The sequence below is a fragment of the Mesorhizobium sp. M7A.F.Ca.US.010.02.1.1 genome (assembly GCF_004023085.1).
Classification (GTDB): Bacteria; Pseudomonadota; Alphaproteobacteria; order Rhizobiales; family Rhizobiaceae; genus Mesorhizobium.
This window is the reverse complement of sequence record NZ_RZRV01000002.1, coordinates 226,348-242,930: the sequence shown is the minus strand read 5'-3', so window position 1 is coordinate 242,930 and position 16,583 is coordinate 226,348. Positions and strand designations below refer to the sequence as shown.

Here is a 16,583-nt window from a genome sequence, read left to right as displayed (position 1 = left end):
TGTAAAAGGCCAAAGCCCAGAAAATTCGTGTAAATGCTGTAAAGGACAGTCCGTGGCTGACCAGAAGATCTTCGCCGGGCCGCGCATCCGCCGCATCCGCAACGCCAAGGGCCTGACCCAGACGGCGATGGCCGAGGGTCTTGGCATTTCGCCATCCTATCTCAATCTGATCGAGCGCAACCAGCGGCCGCTGACGGTGCAGCTGATCCTCAGGCTGGCCTCCGTCTACAAGGTCGATCCACACGAGCTGCAGGGCGAGGCGAGGGGATCTGTCGCTGCCTTGAAGGAAGTGTTCACCGACCCTCTGCTGGTCGGCGAGTTGCCGGGTGATCAGGAACTGATCGAGCTTGCCGAGGCGGCGCCCAATGCGTCCGCGGCGGTGATAAAACTGTTCCGCGCCTATCGCGAGCAGGCCGAGCGCCTGTCCGATCTCAACGAGCTTTTGGCGCGCGAAGGTCGGGCGACGGCGCTTTCCGGCGCCCGCCTGCCGATCGACGAGGTGCACGAGATTTTCGAGCGCCGGCCGAACCATTTTGCTGCCCTCGAGGAGGAGGCCGCGGCGTTCACCTCGGTGCTCGATCCCGGCGACGATCTGTTCGGCGCGCTGAAGGCCTGGCTGAAGCGCGAATATGGCATCGTGGTCAAGGTGCTGCCGGTCGCGACCATGCCGAACTGGCGCCGCCGTTATGATCGTCATTCGCAGCGCCTGTTCCTGTCCGAACGGCTGTCGCCGTTCGACCAGTTGCGCGAAGTCGCTATGGAGGCCTGCCTGATCCGCATGACGGTCGCGGTCGCCGGCGAGATCCAGGCGCTCAAGCTGAGCACCGACGAGGCGCGCCGCCTGGCCCGCTTCGAACTTGGCCGTTATGCGGCGCATGCGCTGATGATGCCCTATCAGGCCTTTCATGCGGCTGCCGTGCGCGCCCGCTACGACATCGATGTCCTGCGTTCGCGCTTCGGGGTCTCCTTCGAACAGGCAGCCAACCGGCTGACCATGCTGCAGCGGCAGGGTGTCTCCGGCGTGCCGTTCTTCATGCTGGAGGTCGACAATGCAGGCAACCGCTTCCGCAAGGCCGGCAGCCAGGGGTTTCCACAAAGCCGCTTTGGCGGCGGCTGTCCCAAGCTGCCCGTGCATGTTGCCTTCACCCAACCCGGCCAGATATTTGTCGAGACGGTTGAAATGCCCGACGGCGCCGAGTTCCTGTGCATCGCCCGCACACTGGAAGGGCCGCAAGGCGCGTTCTCGGAACGCCCGCGCCGCACCGCATTGCTGCTTGGCTGCGACATCGGCTTTCGTGACGACATCGTCTATGGCGCGGCATTACCCGGTGCGGCAATCACCGCAAAGGCCGGCAGTATCGCGGCGACGCCGGTCGGGCCTGCCTGCCGGCTTTGCGAACGCGTCGGCTGCCTGGCGCGCGCCGAGCCGCCGGTGACGCGCCCGCTCGGCCTCGACGAGATGGTGACGGGCCTGAGTGCCTTCGATTTCCAGTAGCCGTGTTCCTCTGAAATAGGAGCAAGGTGCCACAATTGTCGCCGGCCGCTGGCTCAGTTCCGGCCTGCGCCTTTGCGTTACGCGAACAGAGCATCTTTTTGTCGTCCCTTGCGCATCGTCCCGTCCACAAAAGCCCGACAGTCGCGCTCATGATCGATACCGCATCGCCGATCGTCGCATCGCCAGCCGTCTCGCCGCGCGAGGAACGCGTCGGCATGCTTTTGGTCTTCCTGTCGGCGCTGATGTGGAGTTTCGGCGGCACCATCGCCCGCTTCATCACTGTCGGTGACAGCTGGACGGTCATTTTCTGGCGCTCCGTCTGGGCAGCCGCCTTCCTGGTCGGCTTCATGGTCTGGCGCGACGGCTGGCGTGGCACGCTGAAGCTGTTCCGCGACATGGGTCTGCCCGGCCTTGCCGTCGGGATCTGCTTTGCCACCGCATCGACCGCCTTCGTCGTGGCGCTGGCCTACACCACCGTCGCCAACATCCTGTTGATGCAGGCCGGCGTGCCGCTTCTGGCGGCGCTGTTTGCCTGGGCGTTGTTCCGCGAAAGGGTTGGTGTCGCGACCTGGGTGGCAATCGCCGCCGTCATCACCGGCGTCGCCATCATGGTGTCGGAATCGCTGGATGGCCCCGTCTCGCCCATAGGCGACGGGCTGGCGCTGTTGATCGCGGTCATGTTCTCGGTCGCCACCGTCATCACCCGGCGGTTTTCCGGCGTGCGCATGACGCCGGCGACGTGCCTCGGCACCATGCTCGCGGCCGGCTTTGCCGTCTCGCAGGCATCGACCTTCGCCGTGTCGGTCAGCGACATGGGCTTTCTGTTTGCCTTCGGCGTGGTCAATCTCGGCCTCGGCCTCGCCTTCTTCGCCACCGGAGCGCGACTGATACCGGCGGCCATCGCGGCGCTGCTCGGCACGTTCGAACCGATCCTCGGTCCGATATGGGTCTGGCTCATCCATTCCGAGGTGCCGTCGGGGCGCACCATCATCGGTGGCGCGGTTGTGGTCACGGCGCTGCTCGTCCATATCGGGCTCGAATTCAAGCGCCAGGCACGGCCCGAACGCGCCGGGGTCACCGGGGTGCCGTCGCCTAATTGAAGCGGCCTGCAGCTTTGCCATTGACAACGTCGCTGCAGCACGGGCAGGCTGGGAATACGGCAACAACAAGACAGGCGTATCTTGCCAAGTCTCCCAGCCGGTCCGATCGAGACCGGACCATATCGTCGTATCTCTGCCCGCGCCACGGCGAAAGCCTATGACGGTATGCCTCCCAGGCCGCCTCAGGGGCATCGAGCCATCTCATCGAACCGCCTGCATGGTCTCGGCAGTTCGCGCTTGTCGCCCCTTGGAAAGCTCAATAGTCTGAAGAAAATGCCGGTCGCGCTGATATCGCCACGAGCCGGTGAAGGAACACTCATCAAAGGAGAATAGCATGATCCGCAAAGCGCTCTGGCTTTCGGCTACCTCGGCATTCCTGACACTTTTCACCGTCGGCGGTCACGCCGCGGATCGTGTCGTCAACGTCTTCAACTGGTCGGACTACATCGACAGTTCGATCATCGACGATTTCACCAAGGAAACCGGCATCAAGGTCGTCTATGACACCTTCGATTCCAACGAAATCCTGGAAACCAAGCTGCTTGCCGGCGGCAGCGGCTACGACGTCGTCGTGCCCAGCGGCAACTTCCTCGCGCGCCAGATACAGGCCGGTGTGTTCCAGAAGCTCGACAAGTCGAAACTGCCCAACATTTCCAACATGTGGGATACGGTTACCGAGCGCACCGCCAAGTACGACCCCGGCAACGAATACTCCGTCAACTACATGTGGGGCACGGTTGGCATCGGCTACAACATCAAGAAGGTGCAGGCGGCACTCGGCACCGACAAGATCGACAGCTGGGATGTCTTCTTCAATCCCGATAGCCTGGCCAAATTGAAGGACTGCGGTGTCTACGTGCTGGACTCGCCGGCAGATATCATCCCGGCGGCTCTGAAATATCTTGACCTCGACCCGAACAGCACGTCACCCGATGATATCGCCAAGGCCGAGGAGACCTTGCTCAAGGTCCGGCCTTACATCAGGAAGTTCCATTCCTCCGAATACATCAACGCGCTCGCCAACGGTGATATCTGCCTGGCGGTCGGCTGGTCGGGTGACGTGTTCCAGGCCCGCAACCGCGCGGTCGAGGCCAAGCAGGGCGTCGAGATCGGCTATTCCGTGCCAAAGGAGGGCGCTCAGATGTGGTTCGACCAGATGGCGATCCCTGCCGATGCGCCGCATGTCGCGGAGGCGCTCGAGTTCATCAACTACATGATGAAGCCGGAAGTTATCGCCAAGTCGTCGAACTACGTGCTCTACGCAAACGGCAACAAGGCCTCGCAGCAATTCGTCGACAAGGCATTGTTGGAGGATCCTTCGGTTTATCCCGATGCCGAGACCATAAAGAAGCTCTACACCGTCTCGCCGTACGATCCCAAGACCCAGCGCGTCATCACGCGCACCTGGACCAAGATCGTCACTGGCCAGTAAGCAATCCGACACGGTCCCGGCAGCCACCTGCCGGGACCGTTTCTACCTGGGGCAAGAAGCAAGAAAATCAGGACGGAGTGGGACATGAAATCGCTTGGCAGCATCCGCAGGGATTTTGCACCGTGGAACGACCCGAATGCCAAGCCGTACATCCAGTTCGACAACGTCACCAAGAAGTTCGGTGACTTCACCGCCGTCAACAATCTGTCTCTGACCATCTTCGAGCGCGAGTTCTTCGCGCTGCTCGGCGCCTCCGGTTGCGGAAAGTCGACGCTGCTCAGGATGCTCGCCGGCTTCGAGGAGCCGACAGCCGGCCGCATCCTGCTTGACGGCCAGGACCTGCGCGGCATCCCGCCCTATCGGCGGCCGGTCAACATGATGTTCCAGTCCTATGCGCTGTTCCCGCACATGACGGTCGAGAACAACATCGCCTTCGGCCTCAAGCAGGACGGCATGCCGAAGCCCGAAATCGCATCGCGCGTTGCCGAGATGCTGAAGCTGGTCAAACTCGAGCAGTTCGCCAAGCGCAAGCCGCACCAACTATCCGGCGGCCAGCGCCAGCGCGTCGCGCTCGCCCGCTCGGTCGCCAAACGGCCGAAAGTGCTGCTGCTCGACGAGCCGCTTGGCGCTCTCGACAAGAAGCTGCGCGAAGAGACGCAGTTCGAACTGATGGACCTCCAGCAGAACCTCGGCCTGACCTTCGTCGTCGTCACCCACGACCAGGAAGAGGCGATGACCATGGCCGATCGCATCGCCATCATCGACAAGGGCGAGGTGATGCAGGTGGCAACGCCGGCCGAAGTCTACGAGGCGCCGGGGTCGCGCTTCGTCGCCGGCTTCGTCGGCAATGTGAACATGTTCGAGGGCAAGATCGCGCGTGGCGAGGCCGGCAGCGCCAGTATCGACGCCGGCAACGGCATCACCATCCGCACCGACAATGCCGGGACGGCCGGCGCCGGGACGGCCGTCACCTTCGCCATCAGGCCCGAAAAGATCAAGGTGTCGTCGAAAAAGCCGGCCGAGGCGGTCAACGCCATCGAGGGCGAGGTCTACGACATCGCCTATCTCGGCGACATGACCGTCTATCATGTCAGGCTGGACGACGGCCAGGTGGTGCGCGCCAGCACCATGAACGCGGCCCGCATCACCGAGGATCCGTTGAGCTGGAACGACCGCGCCTGGGTTTCCTTCCGGCCCGACGCCGGCGTCGTGCTGACGCGGTAGGGGCGACCATGTCGAGCGCCGCCGTCACCACCGCATCAGCCTCTCCGACGACCAATGCCGGCAAATCCATCCTCGCCAGGCTGGGTGCTGCCTTCGTTGGCCGACTGGTCATCATCATCCCTTATGTCTGGCTGCTGTTCTTCTTCCTCATTCCGTTCGTCATCGTCTTCAAGATCTCGCTGTCGCAGACGGCGATCGCCATTCCGCCCTATACGCCGGCGCTCGATTTCAGCGGCGGCGTTTCCGGGTTCCTCGCCCAGCTGAAACAACTCAGCCTCGACAACTACGCCTGGCTGACGCAGGACGCGCTCTACTTCAACGCCTATGTGACCAGCGTCATCATCGCCGCGGTCTCGACGGTCCTGACACTGCTCGTCGGCTATCCCATCGCCTACGGCATGGCGCGCGCGCCGGCGACGATCCGCCCAACCTTGCTGATGCTGGTGATCCTGCCGTTCTGGACCTCGTTCCTGATCCGCGTCTACGCCTGGATCGGCATTCTCAAGCCCGAAGGGCTGCTCAATCAGCTGCTGCTCGCCACCGGCGTCATCCACCAGCCGCTGATCATCCTCAACACCTATACGGCGATCTTCATCGGCATCGTCTATTCCTACCTGCCGTTCATGGTGCTGCCGCTCTATTCCGCGCTTGAGAAGATGGACTATTCGCTGATCGAGGCAGCCAAGGATCTCGGCTGTCCGCCGACCAGCGCGTTCTGGAAGATCACCTTCCCGCTATCGCTGCCCGGCGTCATCGCGGGCTGTCTGCTGGTGTTCATTCCGGCCGTCGGCGAGTTCGTCATTCCCGATCTGCTCGGCGGATCGCAGACGCTGATGATCGGCAAGACGTTGTGGAACGAGTTCTTCGCCAATCGCGACTGGCCGGTATCGTCGGCCGTCGCCGTCATCCTGCTGTTGCTGCTGATCGTGCCGATCATGCTCTTCCAGCGGGCCCAGGCGCGCGCTCAGGAAATGGACAGGTGACCTCATGAACGCCACCTGGAGCCGCTTCAACATCACCTCGATCGTGCTTGGATTTGCCTTTCTCTATCTGCCGATCGTGCTGCTCATCGTCTTCTCGTTCAACGAATCGAAACTGGTCACGGTCTGGGGCGGTTTCTCGACCAAATGGTACGTCTCGCTGTTCCACAACCAAGGCCTCATGGACGCGACCTGGGTGACGGCGCGTGTTGGCCTGATCTCGGCCACGGTTGCGACGGTGCTGGGCACCCTGGCGGCACTCACCTTGACCCGCTACACGCGCTTCAAGGGCAGGGTGCTATTCTCCGGCATGGTCTTTGCGCCGCTGGTCATGCCGGAAGTCATCACCGGCCTGTCGCTGCTGCTGCTCTTTGTCGCCGTCGGGCTCGACCGCGGCTTCCTCACCGTGACGCTCGCCCACATCACGCTGACCATGTGCTTCGTCGCCGTGGTCGTGCAGTCGCGCCTCATGACCTTCGACCGCTCGCTGGAAGAAGCCGCGATGGATCTTGGCGCAACGCCGGTGAAGACCTTCTTCCAGATCACATTGCCGGTTATCATGCCGGCGATCGTCTCCGGCTGGATGCTGGCTTTCACCCTTTCGCTCGACGATCTGGTCATCGCCAGCTTCACCTCCGGGCCGGGCGCGACGACGCTGCCGATGAAGATTTACAGCCAGGTTCGCCTCGGCGTGACGCCGGAAATCAACGCCGCCTGTACCATTCTGATCGCCGTCGTGGCGATTGGCGTCATCATCGCCTCGCTTGCCAACAAACGGCGTGAGGTGCAGCGCCAGCTCGACGAGCAGGCCGCGCAGCGCGGGTGAAAGATAGGAGGCGCGGTGGCGGCCTATTCCCCCGAAACGCCGCGGCTGATCGGGGAAATGAACGGCGTGCTCCATGTCCCGCCGACGAAGAACGACGACTGGTTGGGACCTTGCTGGCCGTTGGCCTGCGTTGCCGCCTGCTCAGGCTGAATGACGCCGCCGGACAAGGCCAGTCCGCGCCCGGCGTAGGACGCGATGCCGGACAGCCAGATCTTGTACTTCGCTGAATTGGCCTCGGCCTTGTCGATCCGCGCCACGCCCTTCGAAATGGTGGCCTTGATCTCGGCGCCGTCGATCGGCAATGTTCCGTCAGAGACATCGTCGAGCGCGAAGAAGCCGCCCTGTTCGGTATGTTTGAGGAAGGCCGGCAGGTTGAGCTTGCTCAACGCACCCGGCCCGAAGGTCGCCGAGACCGAGCCGTCGGCATTGTCGAAGATGGAATCCCAGGTTCTGCCCGGCCCCTTGAGGATCACCGAGACGGTGCCCGTGCCGACTGGCACCAGCCGCGTCATCCCTGCCGCCGTACCGAAAGCACCGCCGTCGATGTCGGACGCCAGAAGGCGGATTTCGACCTGCGAGCCTTCCGGCTTGCGATCGAAGCGAAGGCTGGTCTGGATGTTGCCGCCGAAGGCCGAGGCATCGGAGATGTCGAAGACGGACAGACCATCCTTGACCTGGGCGGTGGCGGCGACGTCGGCGAGCTGGATCGGCCCCGCCGTGGCGTGCGCTGCCGACAGCCTGAGATCGAGATTGATCTTGTCGGCGAAACTTGTGTCGATTTCGCCGGGCCCCGCCCCTCCGGTCGGCACCAGCGGGGTGAAGGCTGACAGAAACGATCTGAGGTCGAGCGTGTCGAAGGCGAGCGTGCCGGAGATTACCGGTTGTGCTTCACCAAGCGAGAGGTCCAGTGCACCCATCCCCGGATTGTTGTCGAGCGCAATCGCCGTGTTGTCGAACTTGACGCGCCCGCCGGTCGCGGTGATCTTGCTCGAAATGCTGACCGAGCCGATCGCCGCACCCGGAGCGATGCCGGCCTGCGACCATTCCAGGACACGCCGCAGCGAGGGTGCCGAGAACTTCGCCTGACCGTCGAAATAGGTATTTTCAGACATGCTGGCCGTGCCGTCGAACGAGAAGGTGGCGGGTGCCGCCTTGAAGGACAGCGTCAGCGGCGCCGTGCCGCCGGCAAACAGCACAAGCGGTCTGGCCGAGGCGACGTCCAGCGCGACGCTTTCGCCCCGCCAGATCCCTGTTGCCGACAGCGTCGCATTGCTGTTCATCGCCGCCCAATTCGCCTGACCGTTCAAACTGCTCAGGATCTCGACGTCCTTGCCGCCGATGGAGGCGACCATACGGCCGTCGCGAAACTCGACCGTGCCGAAGGTGTCGGTAGGCAGCTTGTCGAGGTCCGGCTTGGCGGGGTCGGCATTGACCACGCCGCGCGCCGTGTCGATGGAACGCGTGATGCGCCCGCCGGTGGGGACAGCGGGCAGGAAAAGGCCGGCAGGTGTGCGCTGGACCCGGATCGTCGGCCGCACCAGCCGCGCCGTCGAAAACACCACGTCGCCGCGTAGCGCCGCCATGGCGGAAAGATCGACCTCGACCCGTTCTGCCTCGACCACAGGCGGCGCCTCGGTGTCGGTCCATTGTGAAAGCGTCACATCGGTCAGGATTGCGCGGAATGTCGGCCAGACCTCGATGCGCGGCGAACCGTCGATGGCGACACGGAAGCCGCTCCACGCGCTCATTTCCCAGGCGATGCGGTCGCGCACGATACGGGTGGAGGCGATCAGCGGCAGGGCGGCAACGACCAGCGCGACGACGATCACGGCAGCGCCGATCGCCCATATTCCGCGCCGGATCATAGATGATGGCATATGGCCCCGTATGCTTCCATTCCGACAAATCGCCCGACGGGTGTAACCCCAGTCGTCACCACGACCCCCAGTCGTCACTACGACTGCAGTCGTGACCACACTTCCGGCCGCCACCACGACTTCAAGTTGTCACTACGACTTAGGGCTGAGGCATTTCAAGTCTTTATGGCCCGGCGATGGCATTTGCGCACATCTGGTCGCATCAGCCGAACAAAATCTTGCTCTGCTGCGCTGCGATATGCATAAGCGATGGCGACCGTGGAGGAACGATCATGGCTGCCGGACAACCGCTCTGGACCCCGACGCAAGACCAGATTGACGCAGCACCCTTGACCGCCCTCACCAAGGCCGCCGGAGTGAAAGCCGGCGTAGCGTTTTCCTCGTATTCGCAGCTTCACGCCTGGTCGGTCGAGGACCGTGAAGGGTTCTGGAGCCTGATCTGGGATTTCTGCGGCATCGTCGGCGACAAGGGCGATAACCTGCTCGTCGACGGCGACAAGATGCCCGGCGCTTCTTTCTTTCCCGATGCGACACTGAATTTCGCCGAGAATCTGCTGAAGAAGACCGGCTCAGGCGACGCAATCGTGTTTCGCGGCGAAGACAAGGTCGAGCGCCGGCTGTCCTGGAACGAGTTGCACGCGCTGACCTCGCGGCTGCAGCAGCTTTTCCTGTCGCTCAAGGTGAAGAAGGGCGACCGCATTGCCGCCATGATGCCCAACATGCCGGAGACCGTCGCCGCCATGCTGGCCGCCGCCTCGATCGGTGCCGTCTGGTCGTCCTGCTCTCCCGATTTCGGCGAGCAGGGCGTACTCGACAGGTTCGGCCAGATCGAGCCCGTCGTCTTCATCGCGCCGGATGGTTATTGGTACAATGGCAAGGCGATCGAAGTCGCCGACAAGATCGCCGCGGTCGCGGCCAAGCTCGGCACTGTCCGCAAGATCCTGGTCGTCGACTATCTCGGCACATCGAGCGATGTCGCCGGGACCATCGACAAGGCGGTAGCGCTGGAAGAGGCGCTGTCGCCCTTCGCCGGCAAGCCTGTCACTTTCGAGCCGCTGCCGTTTTCGCATCCGCTCTACATCCTGTTTTCGTCGGGAACGACCGGCATTCCCAAATGCATCGTCCATTCGGCCGGCGGCACGCTGATCCAGCATGTCAAGGAACACCGGCTGCATGCCGGTCTCACCGATGGCGACCGCTTCTTCTACTTCACCACCTGCGGCTGGATGATGTGGAACTGGCTGGTGTCGGGGCTCGCTTCGGGTGCCACGCTGCTGCTCTATGACGGTTCGCCCTTCTATCCCGACGGCAATGTGCTGTTCGATTTCGCCGATGCCGAGAAGATGACCTTTTTCGGCACCTCGGCCAAATTCATCGATTCTGTGCGCAAGGCTGGTCTCAAGCCGATCCGCACGCATGATCTGGCCACTGTGCGGGCAATCTCCTCCACCGGCTCGCCGCTGTCGCCGGAAGATTTTCGCTTCGTCTATGACGGCATCAAGAAGGACGTGCACCTGGCCTCGGTCTCCGGCGGCACCGACATCGTCTCCTGCTTCGTGCTCGGCGTGCCGACGCAGCCGGTCTGGACCGGCGAGATCCAGGGACCCGGCCTCGGCCTGGCAGTCGATGTCTGGGACGACGACGGCAGGCCGGTCCGGCAGGAAAAGGGTGAGCTGGTCTGCGCAAAAGCCTTTCCGGCTATGCCGATCGGCTTCTGGAACGACCCCGATGGCAAGAGGTACCGGGCGGCCTATTTTGAGCGCTTCGACAATGTCTGGTGTCATGGCGATTTCGCCGAATGGACCGAGCATGGCGGCCTCATCATCCATGGCCGCTCCGACGCCACGCTCAACCCGGGCGGGGTGAGGATCGGCACGGCGGAGATCTACAATCAGGTCGAGCAGATGCCTGAGATCCTGGAAGCATTGTGCATCGGACAGGACTTCGACAACGACGTGCGCGTCATCCTGTTCGTGCGGCTAGCCGCCGGCGTGCAGCTCGACGACGATCTGGAAAAACGCATCCGCGCTAAGATCCGCAGTGGCGCCAGTCCCCGCCATGTCCCGGCCAGGATCGTTGCCGTGTCGGATATTCCCCGCACCAAGTCGGGTAAGATCACCGAACTCGCGGTGCGCGATGTCGTGCATGGCCGCGCCATCAAGAACAAGGAGGCGCTCGCCAATCCAGAGGCGCTCGAGCTGTTCAAGAACCTGCCTCAGCTGGCCGAGTAATTGGCAGCCGGCATGGTTAACGAAATATCTCGCTAGAATTTACCTAGATTTCATGAGTGGTACACATTCGTAAATTTTCCGGCGCCCCGGTAAGGAGTTGTTAAGGTCCGGCGTCGATAGTCGCACGTAACTTGAGGGAGAAATCCCGTTCCTCAGCCCCGAGGATCCGAATTCGCTCAAGCCCCCGTTGTGACAGCAATCCCATCTCTTAAGGCGTCCTTTGGGCGCCTTTTCTTTTTATCGGGACCGTAGAGGGCTGACCTATTCCGCGAGCACACGGGTCGACGGAAAAGCCACCTCGACCAGGGTGCCTTCGCCCGGTGTCGAATTGATGGTGAACCGGGCACGGTTGGCTTCCACCATCGCTTTGGTCAACGGCAGTCCAAGCCCGGTCCCGTCGCCGCGTCCGCGCTTCAGGGCGTTGATCTGCTTGAACGGCTTCAGCGCCTGCTCGATCTCGGCATGGCTCATGCCGATGCCGGTGTCGCGCACCCGCATGACGACGTCGCCCGACGTCTCATAGGCGGTCGAGACGATCACCTGGCCGCCGGCCTGGGTGTAGCGGATGGCATTCGACAGGATGTTGAGCGCGATCTGGCGCACGCTGCGCAGGTCCGCCACCACTTCCGGCAGCCGCGAAGCGAAGCTGGAGCGGATGATGACCCGTTCGCGGTTGGCCTGCGGCTGCATCATCGCCACCGTTTCGGCCAGCGTGTCGTTGAGCGACACCGCCTCATAGGCCATCTCCTGCTGGCCAGCCTCGATCTTGGAGATGTCGAGCAGGTCGTTGACCAGGTCGAGCACATGATTGCCCGAGCGGTTGATATCGCGCAGATAGTCGCGGTAGCGGTCGTTGGCGACAGGTCCGAATTTCTCGTCGACCATCAATTCCGAAAAACCGATGATGGCATTGAGCGGGGTGCGGATCTCGTGGCTGATGCGGGCCAGAAAATCGGTCTTCTGCGAGGACGCGCGCTCGGCCACCGCACGTGCCTGCGTCAAGTCCTCTTCGGCCCGCTTCCACTGCGTGATGTCGCGAACGACGGCGCAGAAGCCGCTGTCGTTGGGCAGCCGGCCGATGGTCATGAACAGCGGAATGAAGCGTCCTTGCGATTCGCGCCCGATCACCTCGCGGCCGTCGTTCATGACACTCGCCACGCCGGGCTCGGACAGCCCATTGAGATAGTCGCGTGCCGCGCGCTGGCTTTCAATCGCAAACAGCGAGGCGAACGGCTTGCCGGTCACATCGTCGCTGTCGAAGCCGAACAGCGCTTCAGCCGGCCGGCTGATCGATCGGATGGTGCCGTCACGGCCGATCAGCACGACGCCGTCGGTGGCGGTGTCGATAATGGTGCGCATCTCGGCGATGCGCACCTTGAGCTCGGAAATGTCCGGCTGCGTCTGCTCGTCGCCAACCACATGCAGGCTCGCCGGCGCATCATCCTCGCCGGAGCGTCGCACGACCAGCATCAGCGCCTTGCCGTCGCGCCAGGGGACAGAGCGCAAAATGGCCTCGATCGGGAATTCCTGTCCGTCACGTGTTTTCAACCGCAGCGCGCGATCGGTGCCGTCGGAAACGCCGTCATCGGCGTAGGGGTCGGCAAACAACGCGCCGAGGCCGCCGGCATCCGCCAGATCGTCAAGCGCCTCGTAGCCGGTCAGGCTGAGGAATTCCTCGTTCGCATAGTGCAACTGGTCTCCGGAATGGATGAGCAGCGGCACGGGCAGCTTGCCGAGCAGCGACGTGTCCGGAGCCTTGTGTTCATCTCCGGCGGAAAACGCCGACGGTACGAACCCTTCGGCCTTGAGCGGCGGCACCTGCAGGCGAGGGCGCTCGACGCGTATTTCCGCCGCGTCGCCGCCTGCATTGACGGTTTCCTCGGCAACCGCCTGCTCGTCGGGCGGCGCGGCTTCCTCGTCGGGCTGCGCCCAATCCTCACTGTCTTCGGCATCGCGAAAATCTGCTGACGTCATGCTGTCGTCATCGAGGCCATCATGTGTCGCGTCAGTGGCTTCAGGCTTTTCGCCGGGCGAAACGGCAGCGGTGTTCTCTGGTTCCGCCGCCACGGGGCCACGTTCGTCATCTTGGCCGGCATAGTCGAGCAACGAGCCCGTCACATTCATCCCAGGGGGGGCTTCACGAGCCGCTTCGTCCGCGTGACCGTCAAGCCGTACCAGATCCCGCTCGTCTTCGGCATCGACATCGGGTGGCTCGACCGGTTCGTTCTCTGGCCCTGACGCAGGGATGACGCCGCTGTGCATCGGGTCGTCGGACGGCTTGACCGGAGCCTCGGCCTCCGCTGTCGACGCCTCCGCAGTCTCAGCCTCAGGCGGCTCGACCGGAGCACTATCCTTCTTCAGCCGCTCGCCGATTTCGCGGAACGCGCTGCGTTCCAGGGTCGACAGACCCTTGTCATTGGCTGGCTGGCGGTGTTCGGCGAGCCGGATCACCTTGTCGGCAAAGCGCCGCTCCTGTTTCGGCACGATAGTCAACGCCGGCACCTCGCCCTTGAACGGATCCGATGCCTGCGTGTCCTCGGCCTTGGGCTCCTCAGCGTTCGGCTGTTCGGGTGCGGGTTGGATGGCTTGTGGTTCCGGCGTTGCCGGCGCCTGGCTATTGGGCACCAGCGCCATGCCGATGGCCTCCGGATCGACGACCGCGTCGCTGGCGCGGGCGACGCCGAAGCCGCGGAAACCCTCGAAGGCGCGGCTGCGGCCATAGACAGGCAGCGCCGCCAGGTCGACCGGTATCTTCAGATCGGTGCCGACGACCGGCCACAGCACGGAGCGCCCGGACCAGGTATCGCGCCGTTCGAGGAGCCCCGATATCTCGCCGGAGGGGTCGAGGCCGAATGTAGCGGCGACATCCCTGAAGCGGCGGCCGATCACGTCGGCCGCCGGCTTGCCAACGATGTCGGCGAATTCCGGCGACAGCGCGCTGAACTTGCCTTCGGCATCGGTGCGCCAGACGAAGCGCACCGGCGCCGCTGCGCTGTCTATCGCCGAGACGGTCGTCGGCGTGGCCGTGGACTGGACTTCCAGGGCGGCCGGCTCTTGAGGCGCTTCAGGTCCGGACGCGGCAGGTCGCGGCGCCTGTTGCCCTCCGTCTTCGCCGGCGTTGAAGTACCAATGGTCGTGCTGCGCGGGCATACGCTCTGCTGCCGGCTGATCGCCGTTGGCCGCCGTCGGCGCCTGTCCGATCGCATCGGCGATCCCATGCTGCTGCGATGCGGCGATGTCGCCGGCCGGCTGCGAGGCGCTCGGTTCGTCGGTCGGTGCCTCGCGACCCTGTTCCGGCTGGGAGGCCGCGTCGCCAGCAGGTGCCGTCTCGGCAATGGTTTGCGTAGGATGTTCGCCCGCAGGGGCGGTGTCGTCGAGCTGGTCCTCGTCAATCACCACCAGCAGATGCCGCTCCTCGGTCAATCTTGCCAGCCCCGCTGGATAGGAGGCCGTGCCGCCGGGGACAAGGCGCTTGACGATGCGGTCGCTCTCGGCTGCGACGTCGGCAACCAGTGCCGCCAGCGTCTCCGGCAGGATGCCCAGTGCCGAAAATCCTTCCGAGGCCGCCTCGACGCTGCCCCTGGCATCGACAAAGGCGATGAAATGACCATCCTCGGTGAAGCCGCTAATGGCGCGCGCGGCGATTTCGCTGGCATTGCGTGACCCGGTCTGAGCCGCCGGGACTGCCAGCATGATCGCCTTTTCGGCGTCCGGCATGGTCACCGCACTGGCCAGGAAGCCGACGGCGCGGCTGGTCATTCCGGTCGCCAGCCGCACCATGATGGCGCGGTCACTGCCAATCTCGGGAAATCCGCTGGTCGCCATGATCTGGCGCCTGGCGATCACGGGCAACTGCGCCGAGGCGCCGATGATCGCCTCGATGTCGGGATACCCGAACATCGCGGCTCCTGGCCCGTTGGCCCAGATCACCTGCTCCAGATCCGCCGACAGGATCGCGATCGCGTCGCCTGCCGCAAAGCGCTGGCGGACCGCGTCGAGCACGGCGACATCGAGGAAGGAGTATTCGGACGGCATGCGCTTGGCGGACCTCACGGAGCGGCGATTTTGCAGTTAACGCTTTGTTAATAAAAGCCGGAGGCGCGAAGGTCCACAAGCCAGAACGTGCAAAGGCCGGAATCTGGGCTCTTGGTTAACGGCCCAAAGAAATTTATGGTGCACTGCAACAAAGATATTGCAATGCACAAAATTTGCCTTTATATTGCCATCATACATGAACGAGACGGCTTTCTGTCAAAGCCGCTGCCGCTGAAAAGGATGGAAAATGTCCAGGACCAAGACCGCCGAGACGATCGAAAACGTTGAATTCCCGAGCTTCGACGCTTCCAAGGCCACCGACCAGATCCGCGCTTTCGCCGAAAAGGGCGTTGAGCAGTCGAAAGAGGCCTACGCCAAGCTGAAGACCGGCGCCGAGGAGACCCAGAAGGCTCTGGAGTCGACCTACGAGACCGCCAAGACCGTTTCCAACGACCTGTCGCTCAAGACCATCTCCGCTTTGCGTGCCAATGCCGAGGCCGGTTTTTCCCACCTCGAGGCCCTGATCGGCGCCAAGTCGCTGTCGGAAGTCGTCGAGCTGCAGACCGCCTTCCTGCGCAAGCGCGTCGAATCGACCGTCGAGCAGGCCAAGGACTTCCAGGCCGTTGCCTCCAAGGCGGCCGAGGACGTCTCCAAGCCGATCAAGACCGCCTTCGAGAAGGCGATGAAGGAAATCAAGGTTGCCTAACATTTGCGCATGATCGGAAGATGCAACAAAAGGTCGCATTTTCTTAAAAACGATCGGGTGTATGATGGCAGCCATCAAGGAATACCCGGTGAGTGGAACCTCCTCCCTCTGCTCCCCGGGGTGACCAGCCAGCACCTCCTCCCGCTGGCTCGTAACAGGAAAAGGCCGGCACCTCCTCCCGCCGGCCTTTTTCTTTGTCCGGCGCCTGGTCTTCTTGCCAGGCAAATGCCGCGTCGATGTGGGGAAGTGACCTTTGCTTTCCAAAAGCCTTGAATTAGAATCCATAAGCCCGTAAGGACGCATCGCCGAACGACAGAGCGGGCGGATGAGTTTCTGTTTCGATCCGCTCGGGCAACGTGCCGTTGTAGCTCAGATGGTTAGAGCGCCGGATTGTGGATCCGGAGGTCGCTGGTTCGATCCCAGCCAACGGTACCATAAATAGTCACGTCATTTCAAAGACTTAAAGATTTCTGGCTTAGCCAAGCTGGCTTGAGTGTCAGTGCATCCTGTGGACGTGTACCATAGGGAGCTCGTCGAGCTATGCCTATGACGGTCGAACCTGCGACGTCGGCCGTCGTTTCGCTTGAGATCTTTGCGCAGCCAAAAATGCCGGCGTCCACAGGAGGCTAACGCTTGCGGAAACCGCAGGCCTGAGGCCGAGCGGCTATGGCCGGCAG

Annotated in this window: 10 protein-coding genes and 1 tRNA gene; 9 read left to right on the top strand and 2 right to left on the bottom strand. The window is 63.1% G+C overall.

Annotation, left to right across the window (positions count from 1 at the left end):
* Positions 1-52: 52 nt before the first annotated feature.
* The 6 genes from EOA19_RS03040 (at position 53) to EOA19_RS03015 (ending at position 7,057) form a co-directional block, all read left to right on the top strand.
* Positions 53-1,495, top strand: coding sequence for an XRE family transcriptional regulator (locus tag EOA19_RS03040; protein WP_023809179.1), 1,443 nt, complete (start codon positions 53-55; stop codon positions 1,493-1,495).
* Positions 1,496-1,644: 149 nt separating this feature from the next.
* Entirely contained in the window at positions 1,645-2,595 is a 951-nt protein-coding gene (locus EOA19_RS03035) for a DMT family transporter (protein WP_128302646.1), read from the top strand.
* Positions 2,596-2,929: 334 nt separating this feature from the next.
* Entirely contained in the window at positions 2,930-4,027 is a 1,098-nt protein-coding gene (locus tag EOA19_RS03030; RefSeq protein ID WP_023809177.1) for a polyamine ABC transporter substrate-binding protein, read from the top strand.
* 84 nt (positions 4,028-4,111) lie between these two features.
* Complete coding sequence (locus tag EOA19_RS03025; protein WP_013530249.1) at positions 4,112-5,251, top strand: ABC transporter ATP-binding protein; 1,140 nt, start codon at positions 4,112-4,114, stop codon at positions 5,249-5,251.
* 8 nt (positions 5,252-5,259) lie between these two features.
* Entirely contained in the window at positions 5,260-6,234 is a 975-nt protein-coding gene (locus EOA19_RS03020; RefSeq protein WP_023809176.1) for an ABC transporter permease subunit, read from the top strand.
* Positions 6,235-6,238: 4 nt separating this feature from the next.
* On the top strand, positions 6,239-7,057 hold the full coding sequence (locus EOA19_RS03015; protein WP_013530251.1) for an ABC transporter permease subunit: 819 nt from the start codon (positions 6,239-6,241) through the stop codon (positions 7,055-7,057).
* Positions 7,058-7,080: 23 nt separating this feature from the next.
* Here EOA19_RS03015 and EOA19_RS03010 read toward each other — a convergent pair whose 3' ends face one another.
* Complete coding sequence (locus EOA19_RS03010; protein WP_023809175.1) at positions 7,081-8,934, bottom strand: AsmA family protein; 1,854 nt, start codon at positions 8,932-8,934, stop codon at positions 7,081-7,083.
* A gap of 272 nt (positions 8,935-9,206) precedes the next feature.
* Between EOA19_RS03010 and EOA19_RS03005 the strand changes: the two genes are divergently transcribed.
* Positions 9,207-11,165, top strand: a complete 1,959-nt coding sequence (locus EOA19_RS03005; RefSeq protein WP_128302645.1) for an acetoacetate--CoA ligase — start codon at positions 9,207-9,209, stop codon at positions 11,163-11,165.
* A gap of 261 nt (positions 11,166-11,426) precedes the next feature.
* On the opposite strand, the gene EOA19_RS03000 is transcribed toward EOA19_RS03005, so the two are convergent.
* The gene (locus EOA19_RS03000; protein ID WP_023809173.1) at positions 11,427-15,200 is read right to left on the bottom strand and encodes a PAS domain S-box protein; all 3,774 of its coding nucleotides are present in this window, start codon (positions 15,198-15,200) and stop codon (positions 11,427-11,429) included.
* Positions 15,201-15,447: 247 nt separating this feature from the next.
* Between EOA19_RS03000 and EOA19_RS02995 the strand changes: the two genes are divergently transcribed.
* Positions 15,448-15,906: a phasin gene (locus EOA19_RS02995; protein WP_013530255.1), complete on the top strand. Its 459-nt coding sequence runs from the start codon at positions 15,448-15,450 to the stop codon at positions 15,904-15,906.
* Positions 15,907-16,264: 358 nt separating this feature from the next.
* Positions 16,265-16,341 (top strand) — tRNA-His (locus tag EOA19_RS02990).
* Positions 16,342-16,583: the final 242 nt, after the last annotated feature.

Coding starts and splice junctions, on each gene's coding strand:
- EOA19_RS03020 (WP_023809176.1), top strand. CDS start 5,260: ATGTCGAGCGCCGCCGTCACCACCGCATCAGCCTCTCCGACGACCAAT.
- EOA19_RS03025 (WP_013530249.1), top strand. CDS start 4,112: ATGAAATCGCTTGGCAGCATCCGCAGGGATTTTGCACCGTGGAACGAC.
- EOA19_RS03030 (WP_023809177.1), top strand. CDS start 2,930: ATGATCCGCAAAGCGCTCTGGCTTTCGGCTACCTCGGCATTCCTGACA.
- EOA19_RS03015 (WP_013530251.1), top strand. CDS start 6,239: ATGAACGCCACCTGGAGCCGCTTCAACATCACCTCGATCGTGCTTGGA.
- EOA19_RS03000 (WP_023809173.1), bottom strand. CDS start 15,200: ATGCCGTCCGAATACTCCTTCCTCGATGTCGCCGTGCTCGACGCGGTC.
- EOA19_RS03035 (WP_128302646.1), top strand. CDS start 1,645: ATGATCGATACCGCATCGCCGATCGTCGCATCGCCAGCCGTCTCGCCG.
- EOA19_RS02995 (WP_013530255.1), top strand. CDS start 15,448: ATGTCCAGGACCAAGACCGCCGAGACGATCGAAAACGTTGAATTCCCG.
- EOA19_RS03005 (WP_128302645.1), top strand. CDS start 9,207: ATGGCTGCCGGACAACCGCTCTGGACCCCGACGCAAGACCAGATTGAC.
- EOA19_RS03010 (WP_023809175.1), bottom strand. CDS start 8,934: ATGCCATCATCTATGATCCGGCGCGGAATATGGGCGATCGGCGCTGCC.